The following is a 17,743-nucleotide window of genomic DNA, read 5'->3' on the forward strand; positions in this document are numbered from 1 at the left end:
AATCAAGAAAAGAACAAACAGATCCTCAGGCAATATTTGCCTGCTCCAAAAATACTTTCGGTGTTCATGTGCAACGTTCTGAAATCTAGGGAGCGTTCTGTCATTCCGTCAACACGCATTAGATATGCAGATATATAAAGTGACCCCTGTGTTGCAAAGATGAAACATAAAGGCCGTAGTCTTGCCTGTTTTTGCTCTTTACCCGCGCTCGGAGGCTGACCTTTTGGACAGTTTTTAAAAAGGAGAAGCGAGAAGGGAAGCCACATAAAAACAGATTCTCAGAGCCAAGCCCCCAGAGAATCCGGACGATGATGCAAAGCGGAATGGGGCGCGTCAGTCTTCCGAGCGGGGGCGGCGGCCGATATGAACGGTCAAGACCAGAGGCTGGTTCTTCCGCTGCACGGTGACTTGTAAATCCGTGTTGGGGCGGGCGGCGGCAATGGCGCGGATCATGCTGCGGGCCGTGTCCATGTGTTCGCCTGCCATGGCCGTAATGATATCGCCTTTTTTCAGACCGCCGCGCGCAGCAGGGCCGTTACGGTCCACTTCCGCCACAAGGGCGCCATTGTGGGTGATGATGTCTTCCAGAGTGGCGCCCAGCCAGCCCCGGTCAAGATGCCCATCATGCCATAGGGAATTGACAATGGGGATGACAATCTCGGACGGGATGGAAAACCCAAGCCCCACAGAACCACCGGTGGGGGAGACAATGGCGGTGTTCAGCGCAATCACCTGTCCTGCCAGATTGAAGGTGGGGCCGCCGGAGTTACCGGGGTTGATGGGGGCATCAAGCTGAAGGAAATCATCAAACGGGCCGGTGCCAATATCCCGCCCGCGAGCAGAGACAATGCCTACCGTAACGGAGGACCCCAGCCCGAAGGGGTTTCCCGCTGCCACAATCCAGTCTCCAACCTGCACAAGGCGGCTGTCCCCCCATTGCACGTAAGGCAGAGGGGTGTTGCTCTGAATTTTGATAACGGCAATGTCTGTCAGAGGGTCAATGCCGAGAAGCTGGGCGGTGTATTCCTTACCGTCTACCAATGCGACGGTGATTTTGTCAGCATCCTCCACCACATGCCCGTTAGTGACAATCACGCCGGATGGATCAAGAATAAAGCCCGAGCCCGCGCCCAGAACTTCATCGCCATGTTTGCGCATCCGTTCCCGGAAGCGGCGTTCCAGTGGGGTGCCTTTTACGGCGGAAGGTAGTTTTTTTCGTTTGTCAGAATCGGAATCCCGCGTCACGGCAATGTTGACAACGGCGGGCACCACCTTGCGCACCAATGGCGCGAAGGATGTAGGGCCGGGTGGGGCGACCAACGGGACCGCAGGGGCAAAGGTAGGCAGCGGTTGCGCTTGAGCAGCGCCTGCTGTGCTCTGGGTTGCGGACAGGCAGGCGGCAGCAACAACAGGCAGGCTGCGCAGGAGTGTCTTCATCGGGCCGTGGTCAGGTTTCCAATCATGGTCACTTCTGCCCTTGTTTCCTGCTCTGGCGCAATGGTGATGTGCCCTTGTTGTAACATTACAGGGCGGAATGTCATGAAAACATCACGCTTTACCCAACGCCTTAACGGCGGGAGGTCCGTGGTTTTGCGGGGGCGAGGGCTGGGTTTTCAGGCCATTCGTGCCGGGGATAACGGCCGCGCATGTCACGCCGCATATCCGCCCAGCCCCCTTGCCAGAAACCTGCAAGATCCGCCGTAATGGCCTGCGGTCTGCCTGCGGGGGAGAGGAGAGCCAGCCGGAGAGGCACCCGCCCACCGGCAAGCTGGGGCGTTTTATCCGTGCCGTAAAACACCTGTGCCCGTGCTTCTGCAACCGGCACAGGCTGCGTGTAATCCACTTTGGCGGTGCCACCGGGGAAAGGCAGGCTGGCGGGCAGATGCGTATCCAGCCAATTTGTGCGGGCATAGCCCAGATGGTTGCGGAGCAGTGTGGTGAGATCCAGCTCCTTGAGGTCCGTGAGGGAAGAGAGCCCCTCTAGCCACGGGGCCAGCCAGTCTTCCATGCTGTCGGCCAGTGCCGGGGTTGAGAAAACCGGCCAACCGTCTTCCACGCCATGGGTACCGCCGGGCAGCGTGCGGGCCAGTTCTACACGGGCCTGAAGCTGGCGCGCGGCATCGCTCCATTCCAATGCGGTATCGGGGGTTGCTTTGGCTTGGGCCAGAAGCAGGGCGGAGGCATCTCCACTCTGCACTTTTTCTGTACGGTCCCGCAGGACAAGGCAGCCAATACGGGTGCGGCGGCGGGCCAGAATATTGCCTGATACGGAATCAAGCGAGGTTTCAACCTGCTCCTTTGTGCGATCCAGCAGCGCCGGAGGCAGGGCGTTGAGATCAAGCGGAGCGGCCAGCCGGATTTCGGCAGAGGTGCGGAGGTGCAGGCCAGCCACGGCCAGCAGTTTTTTTTCCGCCAATGGGTCATCACGGCGCAGGCGGGCGTTGGTGCCGCTGGAAAGGCGGAAATTTCCAGCTTCCCCGCGAGAGAGCGCAATACGGTCCGGAAAACCCGCAGCCAGCAGGGCGGCAGGGTCTCCCTGTGCGGGATGCCGGGCCTTCAACCCTAGCCGAAGGCGGAAGCGGGATGCGGCCTGCCGAATACGGGCCAAGGCTCCTCGGTCTGCATCGGGATGATCTCCCCCCGCTATCAGGTCCAGCCGCAGAGAAATATCCGCCGGCGGGATGGGAGGAGGTCCAGATCGGCCAGCAGCACGCGGGCGCAGCGGGTCCCGTTCTTCAAGCAGGGCGGCAAGGTCTGCCGCCAGTGCGGCTTCTTCTTCCGTATTGGCCGCCAGCATCATGGCGGCCAGACGTGGGTGGGTGCCCAACGCCGCCATGTTGTGCCCAAGTGGGGTGATTTTACCGGCGTCATCCAATGCACCAAGCATAGTGAGCAGTTCGCGCGCGGTCGCTACGGCGCTGCCCGGAGGCTGATCGGGCAGAGGGAGCGGGGCGTCATTTTCCCCCACGCTATCCGCCCATAATGCTGTTGCCAGCACAAAATCGGCCAGATCGGCTTCCAGAATTTCCGGTCGGTCATGTTGAGGCAGGCCGCGTTCCGTGGCGGAGGTCCATAAACAGATGGCGGTACCGGGCGCTTCTCGCCCTGCACGCCCCGCACGCTGGCGGGCGGCAGCCTTGGAAATACGCACCGTTTCAAGGCGGGAGAGACCTGCACCGGCATCAAAACGGGGTGCACGCCGAAAGCCACCATCAATCACCACGCGCACACCCGGAACAGTCAGGGATGTCTCGGCAATGGACGTTGCCAGAATAACCCGTCGCTCGCCTGCGGCACCGGGGCGCAGCACACGGGCCTGCTCCGCCGGGGGGAGTTCTCCGTGCAGGGGTAAAACGGTGGCGGCGCAACCATCCAGAAGCTGCATGGTGCGCCGGATTTCGCCCGTGCCGGGCAGAAAGACCAGAATATCCCCTTCAGTCTCAGCCAGCGCCTGCCGCACGGCGGTGGCGGTTACGTTTGTCAGATCGCGTATATGAGGGATGTCCCGTTTGGCATGCTGCACGGTGAGCGGAAACATGCGTCCCTCACTGGTGAGCACGGGGGCGTTCATCAGGCTGGCCAGACGCTCGGTTTCCGCTGTGGCGGACATGGCCACCAGCCGCAGGTCAGGCCGTAACGTGCGTTGCAGGTCCAGACAAAAGGCAAGAGCAAGGTCTGCCTCCAAAGAGCGTTCATGCACTTCATCTACTATCACGCAGGCCACGTTTTCCAGCATGGGGTCCCCCAGCAGACGACGCAGGAACAGACCTTCCGTGAGCACTTCAATGCGGGTGGCAGCAGAAATGGCGGCATCCAGGCGGGTGCGGTAGCCCACAAAGCCACCAACCTCTTCTCCCATCAGTGCGGCAATGCGCTGGGCGGCGGCGCGGGCTGCCAGCCTGCGGGGTTCCAGCATGATGATGCGATCGGCCTCTCGCCGCCACGGCGCATTGGCCAGAACCGGCGGAACAGTCGTGGTTTTACCCGCACCGGGCGGGGCGACCAGAATGGCGGAGGGTGGATGCCCCGCAGACGGTTCCCGTGCAAGAGCCGCAAAAAGGCCGGGCAGGGCGTCCTTTACCGGAAGACCATCAGCCAGAGAGAACAGATCCTGAGTGTGAAGCGGTGTGGGCATAGCCGCTTTATGGCTCTGCGCGCCGCGCACGGCAATGTTTGCGCGCCAGGAAGAGGTAGGGCTGCCAGGAGAAAAACCCTGCAAACGCGGACCGAACTGTTGTGGTTTATCACACAACTGTGATATGCGACTGATTCTCATTTACGAAATAGAAAGTAAGGGTGTGGTGGCGGTTCAACAGGCGGCGGGGCGCGTGGCAAAGCAGGGCAACAGGAAGCTGACAGCACGAAGTGCGTGCCAGTATGGCGTTTTTCTATGGAGTATGATGGCTGGACTGCCGGTTATGGTGGCGCAGGCAGCCGATACGGATGATGCCGCCAAAAAGAAAAGCCAGCAGCACCAGACCACTGACAATGATATGCCCAGCAGTGTGGAAAGCCTTGTGGTGCAGGGCGAGCGGAACAGAAACGCCACAACGGATGGTACGGGTAACTACGTGGTGAAAGCTGTTTCCATGAGCAAGATGCTGATGCGGCTGGATGAAATTCCACAGTCAGTATCTGTTCTGAGCCGCCAGCAGATGCGTGATCAAAACCTCAATACCGTGGATGATGCGCTCAAGCAGGTGCCGGGCGTGAATGTCAACCTGTATGGCGATGGCACAGCCGGCATGACCGCCCGCGGGTACGCGCTAACCCCTCAGTTTGATGGTGTGCCCTCTACCGGGGGGCTGCAAATGGCGCAGCAGTTTGATGTGGCTATTTATGATCGGCTTGAAGTACTGCGTGGCCCTAACGGGATGTTTCAGGGATCGGCTCCTCCGGGCGGAAGTGTGAACTTTGTGCGCAAGCGGCCGCTGGATCATTTCAAGGCGCAGGGGTCTTTCAGTGGTGGGTCATGGAACAATTTCCATGCGGATGCAGATGTTACAGGCCCGCTTACGGCTTCAAAACGTGTGACAGGCCGATTTGTTCTGGCGGGCACGGATCGCGATTATTTCTATCAGAAAGCGCATGATCGCCGCTGGACGGCGTACGCAGATATTGATGTTCATGTCACAGATCATACCACCGTGTCTCTGGTGGCCATGGGGCAGAAAAACGATACCACGCGCTTTATGGGGCTACCGCGCGCGACTGATGGCAGTGATCTGCATTTGAACCGGAACAGTTTTGTGGGTGCGAACTGGGGATATACCACCTCCCCCATGTATGAACTGGGCGGCGAACTGGAGCATCGCTTTGGCGGTGGATGGCGCGTGCGGCTGAGTGGCCGCCACCGTGTGACAGATAACAGCCAGCATTATAGCTATCTCAATAGTCCGGTTACAGCACAGAAACGCGGTAATTTTGTTGTCTCCACAGCTTCTATCCATGATCAGTATGATGGTGCAGACCTCTATTTTACCGGCCCTGTGCGCGTGTTGCGTCATAAGATCGATCTGTTGATTGGAGGGAATTATGATTCTGATGTGATGGTGGATGGCGGAGCATCGCAGTCATGGCGGACGGATACTTCCCTGACCGGACTGGATATTTTCTCTCCTGCCATTTCAAGCACTATTGAACCCGCTCTCACCACCATGTATCGGGAGCCCACCAGACAGGGAGGGGTATATGGGTCAGCCCGTGTTCATCTGTTGCCTTCTCTTGAACTGATGCTGGGCGGGCGGTTAAGTTTCTATGAGTATAAATACAAAAATATTTCGAGAAACACGCCTTATGTCATCAGCCAGAAAAACAACGCGGTGCCAACACCGTATCTGGGGCTGGTGTGGCATGTTGTGCCTAACCTGACAGCATATGCCAGTTTTACGGATACGTTTTCTCCGCAGTCAGCCTACAGCCTTTCCGGACGCCTGAAGCCTGTTCAGGGGCAGCAGATTGAAGGGGGCCTGAAAGGGAATTTCTTTCATCGCAAACTGAATGTCACTCTTTCCGGATACAGGGTGATTGAGCGGAATAAAGCGATGGCGGAAGGGGACATGGAGCCCATTTGTGGCCGCTCGGGCACCAGCACCTGTTACCGGGCCGCAGGCAAGGTGCGCAGTCAGGGGGCAGAAGTGGAAATGATAGGCCGCCTGCTGCCGGGGTGGGATATCAATGCCAGTTACACCTACAATGATAACGTTATTCTGAAAGACAGCACGGCCTCTCTGGTCGGGCAGGCTTATACACCCAACTCACCCAAGCATCTGTTCAAACTCTGGACCCATTATCGTTTTGCCCCGCCGGAGGTGACGCGCAATGTGTGGAGCGTTGGTGGCGGCCTGACGGCGCAAAGTGGCACTTTTGGAACGTCCCGCACGGTGACACAGGGGAGCTACGTTGTTGCCAATGCGCAGATTGGCTATCAGCTTCGGCCTGAACTGAACATTACTGTCAACGTCAACAACCTTTCCAATACACGTTACTTTCAGCGCCTCGGAAATATCTATTACTACAACTACTATGGCGAGCCGCGAAACTTTATGGCCACGGTACAGAGTGTTTTCTAAAACCTGTTTGCAGGGAAAGAAAAACCCCCTCCTGAGTGAAGGGAGGGGGGAAAGTCTTTAGTTGCCTGATGAGGATGTGGTGCTTTTTGTCGTGGGCACCTTCAGATAACTGGGCTTGGGTGAAAGCGTTTTGGGCTTTGCGGTTGATGAGGTGCTGTCATCGCCCTCACCAGCAGGGAACACTGGGTCAGGTTCACTGCTGGAGGGTGATGCGGCGGGTGCCGTCGTGTTCTGAGGAGCCTCCGTGCCCGGCACGTCCACCTTGGGTGTTGTAATATTTGGCACCTCTACTTTTGGGGTGGTGATGGGCGCGTTTGTTGGCTCGGTGGTGGGCGAGGCCGGTTCCGCTGTGGATGTGGTGGGAGAGGTGACAGCCTGCGTTGTGGCAGCAGCGGCAGGAGCTGCGAGTGTGGCAGGGGTGCTCTCACCGGGTTTGCCCAACTGCTGGGTCTGAATGGCAGAGCCGACGGGTGTGCCCCCGGCATCCACAAGCCACGTGCTTAAGGAATGGCGAACCTGATATTCAAGTTCCACATTCATCCGCTGCATCATGTTCTGTGTGATTTCGTAAAGATTGGCCGGGCTATCCGCATCCCCTTTTGAAAGGTCAGGGTGCACGGTGCTGCTTACATGGGCCTCAGCATGGGCGGCTTGCGTGCCACCGGGGTTGAGGATGTTCAGATGCACATCAATCTGCCCGTTCAGCGTGCCACCGGCATTATGCAGGATGGAGGCACGGTCAATCACGAACTGGGCGGTGCTGCCGTTGTTGCTGGCTGCGGCCAGCCGATCCTGAACCATCTGGCGTACAGCCTGAACGGGGGGCGTGGGGGCACGCGCGCCAATATCGCCGGGAACAGGGTTGGTCACGGTATTGTCCACCACTGAAAGCGTGCTGACATTCAGGTTCATCTGGCTGAGGTAATCATAGCGCAGCGGGGCAAAGTGCGTGGGTTGCTGTTCGCTCGCACAGCCAGCCAGCAGGGCTGGCAGCACAAGGGCGGCGGTGAGCGACAGGCGTAGCGGGCGAGAGAACAGCGTCATGGTGTGGACCCTTTCTAGTCAAAGATCCCGGATCAAACTCGGATGAAGGCAGGAGCCGAGACTCTGCCCGGCCAAATCCTGCCTTCGGCGGCGGCGGCGGTCAACGGCCCGTTATGGTGCGTGCTGCGCTTCCTATCCGGGCTGGCATGCAGTAGGGTCCGGCCATCAACAAGGAGAGTAAGTGTGGAGCGTAACCCGAGTTGCCCGACCTGCGGCTGTGAACACGTTTATCTGGATGGCAGCCTGTGGATCTGCCCGGAATGCGGGAACGAGTGGAGCCAGGACGCCACGGGCAACGATGCAGCGGAAGATACCAGCGTTGTGAAAGATGCCAACGGAAACGTTCTGACCGATGGCGATACCGTGACCGTTATCAAGGATCTGAAAATCAAAGGGTCTTCTCAGGCGGTGAAGGGTGGCACCAAGGTCAAGAATATCCGGCTGACCGATGGTGCGGACGGGCATAATATTGCCTGCAAAATTCCCGGTTTTGGCGCGATGAATCTGAAATCTGAATTTGTGAAGAAGTCCTGAGGAGCCATCTTTCCTAGGGATCAGAGGCTTCCCGAAAGGGGCAGGACGGTTTTTGAGAGCCAAGTTGCCCATCATAAAAACGTCCTGTCAAAACACTCTGTCTGCAAGCCCGGTGCCAGTGCATCGGGCGTACAGCTATTTGGTGTTTTTGTGCACATAAAGGCGGGCATCCTGACCCGGACAGCCCGCCGCACCAAGCCGCCCGAACTTGTTTTTCATTTTGGTGCTCTTTTGTCGGGAAGCCTTGTGTAGAAAAGGGCGGGGCTTTCAAAGGCCTTCAGGCAATTTTGACTGCATCATTTCTTTTCTATCAATTTTGCGGCCATCGACGATAAAGGTGCCGTCCCCTACCGCATGTAGGGTCCGTTGTTCCTTCCGGCTGGTGTCAAAATAGGCTTCAAGTCCTTCCAGAATAAGAATGTTGTGGCGGTCAATTCTGTCCACCAGCCTGCACTCGATATTGGCGAGGCATTCCTTGATAAGAGGCGCTCTAACATGGGCTGCTTTGAGGGGCGTGAGCGCGAATTTATCAAATTTGTCAGTATCTTCGCCTGAGCACGTGCCGATCCCCACCACGGTATCAATCATGTCCACAGTCGGAAGTGAGATCACGCACTCCTTTGTTTTTGTGAGTGCGGTATAAGAATAGTTCCATGGTCCGGTGGTAATGGCAAAACTGGCTGAAAAATCCAGCACCATGCTCCATGTTAGAGTCATGATATTGCTTCTGGTGCCATCATGCGTGGTGATCAGAAGAACCGGGCCGGGTTCCAGCAGCGTAAAAGCGCGGTTGAGGGGCAAATGCTTCATGTCATCCTCTTCTGCTCACGTCTGTACACACTGGCACAGTCTTGGTGAGAGCGCTCTTCTAAAAAGCCAGTGCTTTCAAAGGGCAAACTCCAGCAGATCTGACGCGCAACCGGGCTGAACGTTACAGACTAAAAGAGGCGTCATGACGCTGGAAGCAAAACGGCCCATGCAACAGGGCTGTGTGCATGGGCCGTTAAGGGATGTCTTGTTTAACAAAAGCCGAAAAAAGGGAGGAGGTTTCAGCCTGCGTGAGGCGAAATATCCTTCCGGGGAAAGCGGAAGTCGATGTTGCAGAACTCACAGGTCATGACAATCTGGCCGTCATCCTGTGCCATATGGTCCAGATCATCATCCGGGAAGCCCTGAAGCACATCGGCCAGACGCGCGCGCGAGCAACGGCAACCATAGGCCAGCGCGCGCGGGTGGCCTATTTGCAGACCTTCCTCATGGAACAGGCGATACAGGAGATCAGCCGGAGGCAATGTATCGTCCAGCAGTTCCCGGCTGGTGAGGGTGGTCGCCAGAATGGTCGCTGTCTCCCAGCTTGCATCGGCATTCTCATCTCCCACCACGTGAGAGCCCCCTTCACCCGCAATACGCTCCAGCACCAGTCCACCTGCGCGCCAGCCTGCATCGGTCATTTTGCAGCTTAGATAGATCCAGCAGGCGTGCTGTTCACTGGTGGCGAAGTAGTGGGAGGCCATGGTGGCAAGATCATCTCCCGCAATGTCCACAATACCCTGATGCCGCTCCGTATCCGGTCCCTGATCCACGGTCAGGGCAAGATAGCCATTGCCCAGAAGATCGCGGTCCGTCGGGTTGGGTGTTTCTGCCAGAAGCGCGTTCAGGGCGTCTTCATCCGTGCGGGCGTAAAAGCGCAGAGCACCCGTATCCGTGCAGTCCGCAACCAGCATGGTGACAGGACCATCGCCCTTGATCTGAAGAGAAAAAGAGCCCTGAAACTTCAGCGCGGAGGCCAGTGCCGCCACAACAGTCAGCGCTTTGCCTGCCAGCCGGGTGACGGGGGCAGGATGGTCATGACGGGTCAGCAGCACATCCGCCAGCACGCCAAGGCGGATCAGCCGTCCGCGCACGGGGCGGCCTTGCAGGAAAAACGGGGTTATGCCGCCCGGCACAACCAGATCAGGCACATCGGGACGGTCACGGTCAAGAAAAGCGGGGGTTTGCATGATGGGGGGCCTTGAAAAAAGAAAAACGGGCAGAAAGTGCGCGGAGGCCATCCACATAAATGCTTGAGAAAAAGCATCCTATGGCTGGCGGCGCTCTTCTGCCCGCGTCAACACGTTCTGCTTTAAATGGCGCTTGAAATGTCCAGTTCAAGCTTTTCCAGCTTCTGTTCAAGCGCCCGGCTGGTTTCAGCATCCATGTCCAGCCCATCTTTCAGAGCGCGTAGCAACCCCTGACGGCAGGCATCATGGGCGCGGTCCAGATCAGCAGCACGGCCGCATCCTGCCAGGCAATCCAGATAGGAGGCACGAAACGGAGCCAGCTTGTCTGCCGGGAAAGGCAGGGTTGCCAGAATTCTGTCCAGCGAATCTTCCACCCAGCCGGGGGCGGCGGGTGTTTCTTCCGTGCTGGTAGGGTGTGCGTTCTCCGTACCGCTCATTGCTTATTCCTTCCCGAAAGAAAGCCAGTCTGCGCCGCCCATGGCCCATGCCAGCACACCTTTCTGGGCATGCAGGCGGTTTTCAGCTTCATCAAACACCACGGATTGCGGGCCTTCAAACACGTCCTTTGTTACTTCCTCACCTATATGGGCAGGCAGGCAGTGCATGAACAGGGCATTGGGGGCTGCAAGCGCCATCAGGGCAGGATTGACCTGATAGGCTTCCAGCTTGGCCATGCGGGTGGCGGCTTCTTCTTCTGAATCAGACATGCTGATCCAAGTGTCCGTCACCACGCAATCAGCACCTTTCACGGCTTCACGCGGGTCGGCGGTCCATTCCACCGCGCCCCCTTCACGGGTGGCCCAGTCGAGCACGTCCTGCGGTGGGCGCATATCTGGCGGGGTGGCGGCACGCAGTTTGAACCCAAAGCGCACGGCCCCTTCAATCAGGGACACCAGCACATTGTTGCCGTCACCGGTCCAGGCAAAGGTGCGGCCTTTTACGGGGCCGCGATGTTCTTCAAACGTCAGAATGTCAGCCAGAATCTGCACCGGGTGAGAGCTTGGTGTTAGGCCGTTGATAACGGGCACGCTGCTCCATTTCGCCAGATCAAGCAGGGAGCTTGTCTTGCCGGTGCGCAGCACCAGCGCATCTACAAAGCGGGAAAGCACGCGGGCAGTATCGGCAATGGTCTCCCCCCGCCCCAACTGCATTTCGCCCGGTGTGAGGATAATGGCGTCCCCCCCAAGCTGGCGGATGCCTACTTCAAAAGAAACGCGGGTACGGGTGGAGGGTTTGGAGAGGATAATGCCCAGCATCCGCCCGGCCAGTGGCAGGCGCGGGTGCAGAGGGAACCGCCGCCCCTGCTGCATGGTCTTCATGCTGCGGGCAACATCCAGAATCTGGCGCAGGGTTGCTGCGTCCAGATCTTTCAGGTCAAGAAAATGGCGCGGCCCGGCCTGGGTCTGGGTAGGGGAGACGGTGGAAAGGGCAGCGCTCACGGGGTTGGCTCCAGAACTGTCTTGTTATTATGGCTATTGGAAAAAATGGCCTGCCGCAGGCGGGATACCGCTTCCATGCAATCTTCTTCCGTAACGGTAAGGGGCGGCACCAGACGGAGAACATTGTCTCCGGCCGTTACGCACAACAGGCCAGCATTTTGTGCGGCAGCTTGCACTTCCCCTACTGGCGGCACGCAACGCAGGCCGATCAGCAGGCCAAGGCCACGGCGTTCGGAAAACACGCCCGGCGCTTCTTTCACCAGTTTATCCAGCTGGGTGTCCAGCAGTTTGGCGCGGGCCTGCACCTGCTCAAGAAAGCCCGGGGCCAGCAGAACATCCAGCACGGCGTTGGCGGCGGCGCAGGCCAGCGGGTTACCGCCAAACGTGGTGCCGTGGGTGCCTGCTGTCATGCCCTTGGCGACCGCTTCCGTTGCCAGAACAGCGCCGATGGGAAAGCCGCCGCCCAGCCCTTTGGCTGTGGAGAGCACATCCGGCTTGATGCCTGCCCATTCATGCGCAAACAGCTTGCCGGTACGGCCTACACCACATTGCACTTCATCAAGTGCCAGCAGCACGCCCGTTTCATCACACAGGGCACGCAGCGCCCGCAGATACTCTGGCGAGGCAACCTTGATGCCGCTTTCACCCTGAATGGGTTCCAGCATCACGGCGGCGGTACGGGGCGTGATGGCGGCCTTCACGGCCTCGATGTCATTGAACGGCACATGCAGGAAGCCCGGAACCGGAGTGCCGAAGCCTTCCAGATATTTCGGGTTGCCTGTGGCGGAGAGCATGGCCAGCGTGCGGCCATGGAACGCGCCATCCATGCAGATGATTTCCGTCCGTTCCGGGTGGCCCGCAAGAGCCTGTGCCCGGCGGGCGAATTTCACCATGCCTTCATTGGCTTCCGCGCCGGAATTGCAGAAGAACGCGCTATCCGCAAAGCTGTTATCCACCAGCCGCTGCGCCAGCTTTTCAGCCTGCGGAATACGGAACAGGTTGGACACATGCATGACCTTGGCGGCCTGCTGCTGCACGGTTTCCACCAGATGCGGGTGGCCATGGCCAACGGAGCATGTGGCAATGCCAGCAGCAAAATCCAGGAATCGTCGCCCGTCCGTGGTGTACAGCCATGCGCCTTCGCCACGCTCAAAGGCGAGGTCAGCGCGGTTGTAGGTAGGGGTCAGGGCTGGAATCATGGAGGTTATCTTTGTGTTGCTGTCATTGTTCAAAAAAGGGACAAAATCACGCAAAACAGAAAACGCCCGCTGCCTGTGTGGAGCGGGCGACCCGTTGCGGACGCAATGATGACTGCGTTGTGCAGCCAGAGTCAAACGCAGAGTGCGAAAATCATACATGAAACTGTCACATTTCTTGCGTGCAGAGATGTGCTGACGTCATGAATAGTCATTTCGGTGTGTTTTGAGGCATACTCTGTTGCATGGCGTCTTCATCCTCTTCCGGGCCTGACAGCCCACCCCCTCCTCCTGATCGCGCAGCTTTGCGAGAAGCGGCTTTGGCGCATCTGGCGCGTTTTGGCACCACCCGCCACGGGCTGGAGCAGGTGTTGGCGCGCCGTGTGTCTCGGTGGGAGCGTGCAGCGCTGAAAGCTGGGGTAGAAGCGGATGAGGTCAGCGCCGCGGTTGCCGCCCTGAAGCCCGTCATTCAGGCCGTGGCGGCAGATATGGTGCAGCTTGGCGCAGTGAATGATGAAGCCTTTGCCAGAGCACGAGCCAAAAAGCTGGTGCGTTCCGGTCGGTCAGGCAAGGCGGTGCAGGCGCATCTGGCTGCCCGAGGGGTGGAGGCAGATGTGCGTAATGTCGCCTTGCAGGATGTGGTGGAAGGGTTTTCTCCTCAGGAAACAGAGCTTTCAGCAGCTCTGGTTCTGGCCCGCAAACGGCGGCTGGGGCCTTTTGCTGGCAGGCCATCGCTGCGTGCTTCTTCTTATGAGGAAGAGGAGGAGCAGGATGAGAGGCAGAAAGCCATGGCCGAGCGGCAGCGCGCGCTTGGTGTGCTGGCCCGGTCCGGTTACGGACGGGATGTGGCCGAACGGGTGCTGGATATGGAGCCGGAAGAAGCCGGACGATGGATGGAGCGGTTGAGGTCCGAATCGTGAAGCGATACGTGTTTTTGCTGCTGCCGCTTTTTCTGGCGGCCTGCGGCGGTGGGTGGAATGGCTCCGTGCAATGCGCCCCTTACGCCAGAGAGCACTCTGCCATTAATCTGCGCGGTGCCGCAGCTAGTTGGTGGAACCAGGCACGCGGCCAATATGCACGGTCTTCCGCGCCGCATCAGGGAGATGTTCTGGTGTTCCGCTCTACGCGCCGGCTGCCATCGGGGCATGTTTCCGTGGTGCGGAAGGTGGAAAACTCCCGCCTTGTGCTGGTGGATCACGCCAACTGGGAGCCCGGGCGGGTGACGCATAAGGCGCCGGTGGAGGATGTTTCTCCTGCCAATGACTGGACGCGCGTGCGGGTATGGTGGTCACCTGTTCACGGGTTGGGGAAAACCGTTTATCCTGCTTACGGCTTTATAGAGCCTATTGTGATGGGCAGTAGCTGAGAGACGCTGGCGGGGCCGGGCGTTTGGTATTGCCGCGGCGGGTTTTGCGGCCAGATGCAGGAGTTCGGGCTTGCATGAGAAGACAAGCGCCGCCATGTGGTCTAAGACAGACGCAGGATTAGATGGGCCGTCCCGGCTGTGTCGGCATGTAAGCAGAGGACTGTTGAATGGGTAGCTTGAGCATCTGGCACTGGCTGATTGTGCTTGTGGTTGTGCTGGTGGTTTTTGGTGGCGGCGGCAAGATCAGCTCCATGATGGGAGACTTCGCGAAGGGGATCAAATCCTTCAAGAAGCACATGGCGGATGATGAACCGATGGATGATAGCGCAAGCCGCCCCAACGGGCATATTGCGCCACCTTCGGCCACCACGCCGGTTGAGCCTGTTCCCGCAGCGCGGGACAAGACACCGCAGCCCTGAACCCAAGGCGCTGGCAGGATCAAGGTATGAGCGAGAGCATGACGGATTTCGCGCGGGCCGTGCAGGATATTCTCACGGCCGGGCAGCGTATGGATTCCCGCGGATGGGTACCCGCCACGGCTGGTAACATCAGCCGCAGGCTTGCGGATGGCCGTATCGCCATTACTCGTTCCGGTGGCCATAAAGGGTTTTTGCAGGCGGCGGACGTTATTACCGTTGATGAAAACGGTAAGCCGCACCGCGCAGGGGATAAACCCAGCGCCGAGACGTTGCTGCATTGCCAGATCTATCAGCAGGACCCTACGGCGGGTGCTGTTCTGCATGGGCATTCCGTGGCGTCTACCGTGCTTTCCATGGTGGAAAAAAGCCCAGCCCTGCACCTGTCTGACTATGAAGTGCTGAAAGTGTTTGAAGGGCAGACCACGCACGAGACAACAGTGCCGGTGCCCCTGTTTGATAACGATCAGGATATTGCCCGTCTGGCCACGGTGGTGGCTCCGGTGTTCGGGGCCATGCCAGCGGGGTACATCATTCGTGGCCATGGTGTGTATGTGTGGGGCAAGGACATGCCAACCGCGCTGGCCCGGCTGGAAGGGTTGGAGTTCCTGCTGGCCTGCGCTCTGGAAAGAAGGAAGCTGGGCGTATGAGCACACTGACCATCTTTCAGGATACGGTGCCTGAAAAGCCTGTTCTCCTGACGCATGATCCGGTTGAGATTGCCGCCGAACTCAAGCCGCTTGGCGTGCGCTTTGAACGGTGGGAAGGGCCAGCCATTCCCCCGCGTGATGCGGATGAGGAGGCGGTGCTGGCAACCTACCGTCCGTTTCTGGATAAACTGATGGGGGAAACTGGCGCGGGATCAGCGGATGTTCTGCGCGTGGATGAAAACACCCCTAATCGGGAAGCGCTGCGCGGCAAGTTTCTGTCCGAACATATTCATAGCGAAGATGAAGTCCGGTTTTTTGTGCATGGTGGCGGTCACTTTATCCTGCATGTGGGAGACCGCATTTATGATGTGGAATGCACCCAGACAGACCTGATTTCCGTGCCGGAAGGCACAAAGCACTGGTTTGACGGCGGGCCCGAGCCCGATTTTGTCACGCTGCGTATCTTTACCCATAAGGAAGGCTGGGTTGCCGATTATACCGGCACGGATCTGGCCCACCGTTTTCTGGCGTATCCTCTATGAGTGTTTCTGCTGCTCCCCGTGTTGTGCTGCTGGATATTGAAGGCACAACAGCCCCGGTTTCCTTTGTGCATACGGTGCTGTTTCCCTATGCCCGCACGCATCTGCCACGCCTGATTGCCGAGCGGAAAAATGACCCTGTGGTCAAGGACGCTCTGGCGGAAACCGAACGGCTGGCCCCCGGCGTGCCGCCGCTTGAGCAGCTTGAGCGCTGGATGGATGAAGACGCAAAGGTAGCTCCCCTCAAGGCCTTGCAGGGCATGGCATGGGCGGAAGGGTATAAGCGTGGAGAACTGGTGGCCCGTTTGTATCCGGACGTGGTGCCCGCGCTGGAAGCATGGTCTCGCGCCGGGGTTGAACTGGCTGTGTATTCCTCAGGTTCCGAACCCGCGCAGAAGCTGATTTACGGCCATACCGAGCAGGGAGATGTGACGCCCCTGTTCAGCCGTTTTTTTGATCTGCGCGTAGGCGGTAAGAAAGAAGCTGAAAGCTACAGGGCTATTCTGCGGGAAACCGGCTGGCAGGATGAGGACGTTCTGTTCCTCTCCGATGTTACGGCGGAACTTGAGGCCGCGGCGGAAGCCGGGTTGCGCGTGTGTCAGATTGTGCGGCCTGAAGATGGCACTATCGCCGGGAAAAAGTTTCCAACAGCGGCAACCTTGCCAGAAGCGGCAGCGCTGTTCGGCCTGCCGGGTGCGGAGCGCGCGTAACCATGCGGGCGCGGCTGCACCAGAACTGGCAGGATATTCCCGTAGAGGCGCGGGGCTGCGCTGCGGCCCTTGGCAATTTTGACGGGGTGCATCTGGGCCATGCTCATCTGGTGCATACCCTGCATACCACGCGGCCAGACCTGCCGCTGGCGGTCGTCACGTTTGACCCGCATCCGCGAGAACTGTTTCGCCCACAGGACCCACCTTTCCGCCTGACCCTGTCGGATGAGCGGTTTGCCGCACTTGCAGCGCTGGGTGTGAAACATGTGTTTCAGATCCGGTTTGATGAAGCCTTTTCTCTCATGCCCGCCGAACGGTTTGTGGAAGACGTGCTGTATGAGTCCCTGGGGCTGCGGCATGTTGCCTGTGGGCCGGATTTTGCGTTCGGGCATCGGCGTGGTGGCAGTGTGCCATTTCTGGCTGAGCGCACGGCTGAACTGGGGGTAGGGTTTACGGCAGTGCCTGCTCTGGCGGATAGTGGTGGGCCTTATTCGTCCTCCCGTATCCGCCGCCTGTTGCAGGATGGCTACCCTGAACGGGCTGCGGAAGAACTGGGGCGGCCATGGTTTATTCGGGGTGAGGTGCAGCATGGGGATAAGCGGGGCCGCCTGCTGGGGTTCCCCACCGCTAATATCCCGCTTGGTCGGCATCTGGAGCCTGCCCGTGGGGTATATGCGGTAACGGTGCGCCTGCCAGATGGCAACACGCGGCCCGGCGTGGCCAATATTGGCCGCCGTCCCACCATTGATGACGGGCAGGAAAGCCGGGTTGAAGTCAATCTGTTCGATTATGAGGGGGATCTGTACGGCCAGACCCTTTCCGTTGCGGTGCACCGCATGCTGCGGGCGGAAAAACGCTTTAACGGACTGGATGAACTGAAGGCCCAGATCGCGCAGGATGCTCAGGCCGCCCGCACCGTGCTGGACGCGGAACTGGCAGGGTCATGACGGCTGTTTTCCCTCATCTTGTTTCATGCCTTGTTGGCATACCGTTACTGGCGAGTGCCCGGCATTTTTGGGTTCCGCCGCATAACGTTGTGATGTCTGCCGTCATTATCTACAGTGTCTATGTGGGGGTAAATTATGGCGTCAGGAAACTGATTTTCTCTCATAAAACGTAAGCAGGTCCTCTGGCGTGCAGTGCAGTATCCGTTGCAGCGCGCCGGTTTTTCGCCTGATTTTGGAAAAGGGGAGCAACCCGTTATGTTGTGTTGCTTCTTGACCCTTTTCCTTTGCGCTTTGATAACACGTCTTTCGCACTGGTGCGCCATCCGGCCG

General features: G+C 58.7%; 17 protein-coding genes. 9 read left to right on the top strand and 8 right to left on the bottom strand.

Features of this window, described 5'->3' with window-relative positions:
• Window positions 1-333: 333 nt before the first annotated feature.
• Both AD944_RS14230 and hrpB read right to left on the bottom strand, forming a co-directional pair.
• Complete coding sequence (locus AD944_RS14230; RefSeq protein WP_035379404.1) at window positions 334-1,437, bottom strand: S1C family serine protease; 1,104 nt, start codon at window positions 1,435-1,437, stop codon at window positions 334-336.
• A 130-nt stretch (window positions 1,438-1,567) separates the two neighbouring features.
• Window positions 1,568-4,135, bottom strand: a complete 2,568-nt coding sequence (hrpB, locus tag AD944_RS14235; protein WP_045542428.1) for an ATP-dependent helicase HrpB — start codon at window positions 4,133-4,135, stop codon at window positions 1,568-1,570.
• A 124-nt stretch (window positions 4,136-4,259) separates the two neighbouring features.
• On the opposite strand from hrpB, the gene AD944_RS14240 reads away from it, so the two are divergent.
• Window positions 4,260-6,572 carry a TonB-dependent siderophore receptor gene (locus tag AD944_RS14240; RefSeq protein ID WP_082741223.1) on the top strand — a complete coding sequence of 771 codons (2,313 nt, stop codon included), beginning with the start codon at window positions 4,260-4,262 and terminating at the stop codon, window positions 6,570-6,572.
• A 57-nt stretch (window positions 6,573-6,629) separates the two neighbouring features.
• Here AD944_RS14240 and AD944_RS14245 read toward each other — a convergent pair whose 3' ends face one another.
• Complete coding sequence (locus AD944_RS14245; protein WP_006558521.1) at window positions 6,630-7,616, bottom strand: hypothetical protein; 987 nt, start codon at window positions 7,614-7,616, stop codon at window positions 6,630-6,632.
• Window positions 7,617-7,799: 183 nt separating this feature from the next.
• Between AD944_RS14245 and AD944_RS14250 the strand changes: the two genes are divergently transcribed.
• Window positions 7,800-8,150 (top strand): zinc ribbon domain-containing protein YjdM, encoded by a 351-nt coding sequence (locus AD944_RS14250; RefSeq protein WP_045542401.1) that lies wholly within the window; start codon window positions 7,800-7,802, stop codon window positions 8,148-8,150.
• Window positions 8,151-8,417: 267 nt separating this feature from the next.
• Here AD944_RS14250 and AD944_RS14255 read toward each other — a convergent pair whose 3' ends face one another.
• The 5 genes from AD944_RS14255 to AD944_RS14275 form a co-directional block, all read right to left on the bottom strand.
• Window positions 8,418-8,960, bottom strand: coding sequence for a flavin reductase family protein (locus tag AD944_RS14255; RefSeq protein WP_045542400.1), 543 nt, complete (start codon window positions 8,958-8,960; stop codon window positions 8,418-8,420).
• 239 nt (window positions 8,961-9,199) lie between these two features.
• On the bottom strand, window positions 9,200-10,150 hold the full coding sequence (hslO, locus tag AD944_RS14260) for an Hsp33 family molecular chaperone HslO (RefSeq protein ID WP_035379493.1): 951 nt from the start codon (window positions 10,148-10,150) through the stop codon (window positions 9,200-9,202).
• Between the two features lie 122 nt (window positions 10,151-10,272).
• Window positions 10,273-10,587 (bottom strand): hypothetical protein, encoded by a 315-nt coding sequence (locus AD944_RS14265; RefSeq protein ID WP_045542399.1) that lies wholly within the window; start codon window positions 10,585-10,587, stop codon window positions 10,273-10,275.
• 3 nt (window positions 10,588-10,590) lie between these two features.
• Window positions 10,591-11,589, bottom strand: a complete 999-nt coding sequence (gene argF, locus AD944_RS14270) for an ornithine carbamoyltransferase (RefSeq protein WP_045542398.1) — start codon at window positions 11,587-11,589, stop codon at window positions 10,591-10,593.
• Complete coding sequence (locus tag AD944_RS14275; protein ID WP_045542426.1) at window positions 11,586-12,788, bottom strand: aspartate aminotransferase family protein; 1,203 nt, start codon at window positions 12,786-12,788, stop codon at window positions 11,586-11,588. The genes argF and AD944_RS14275 overlap by 4 nt, the downstream gene beginning before the upstream one ends.
• A gap of 242 nt (window positions 12,789-13,030) precedes the next feature.
• Here AD944_RS14275 and AD944_RS14280 point away from each other — a divergent pair, with 242 nt between their 5' ends.
• From AD944_RS14280 to AD944_RS14310, 7 genes are all read left to right on the top strand, one after another.
• Window positions 13,031-13,705: a regulatory protein RecX gene (locus tag AD944_RS14280; RefSeq protein WP_045542397.1), complete on the top strand. Its 675-nt coding sequence runs from the start codon at window positions 13,031-13,033 to the stop codon at window positions 13,703-13,705.
• Window positions 13,702-14,151, top strand: coding sequence for a CHAP domain-containing protein (locus AD944_RS14285; protein WP_081473559.1), 450 nt, complete (start codon window positions 13,702-13,704; stop codon window positions 14,149-14,151). Before AD944_RS14280 ends, AD944_RS14285 begins: the two co-directional genes overlap by 4 nt.
• Before the next feature lie 167 nt (window positions 14,152-14,318).
• A complete protein-coding gene (locus tag AD944_RS14290) occupies window positions 14,319-14,570 on the top strand; it encodes a twin-arginine translocase TatA/TatE family subunit (RefSeq protein ID WP_006558530.1) in 252 nt (83 codons plus the stop codon).
• 26 nt (window positions 14,571-14,596) lie between these two features.
• Complete coding sequence (locus AD944_RS14295) at window positions 14,597-15,217, top strand: methylthioribulose 1-phosphate dehydratase (RefSeq protein WP_045542396.1); 621 nt, start codon at window positions 14,597-14,599, stop codon at window positions 15,215-15,217.
• Window positions 15,214-15,759: a 1,2-dihydroxy-3-keto-5-methylthiopentene dioxygenase gene (locus AD944_RS14300; RefSeq protein WP_006558532.1), complete on the top strand. Its 546-nt coding sequence runs from the start codon at window positions 15,214-15,216 to the stop codon at window positions 15,757-15,759. Before AD944_RS14295 ends, AD944_RS14300 begins: the two co-directional genes overlap by 4 nt.
• Window positions 15,756-16,466, top strand: a complete 711-nt coding sequence (mtnC, locus tag AD944_RS14305; RefSeq protein ID WP_045542395.1) for an acireductone synthase — start codon at window positions 15,756-15,758, stop codon at window positions 16,464-16,466. The genes AD944_RS14300 and mtnC overlap by 4 nt, the downstream gene beginning before the upstream one ends.
• A 2-nt stretch (window positions 16,467-16,468) precedes the next feature.
• Window positions 16,469-17,413 carry a bifunctional riboflavin kinase/FAD synthetase gene (locus tag AD944_RS14310; protein WP_045542394.1) on the top strand — a complete coding sequence of 315 codons (945 nt, stop codon included), beginning with the start codon at window positions 16,469-16,471 and terminating at the stop codon, window positions 17,411-17,413.
• Window positions 17,414-17,743 lie beyond the last annotated feature (330 nt).

The organism is Acetobacter tropicalis (genome assembly GCF_001580915.1).
Classification (GTDB): domain Bacteria; phylum Pseudomonadota; class Alphaproteobacteria; order Acetobacterales; family Acetobacteraceae; genus Acetobacter; species Acetobacter tropicalis.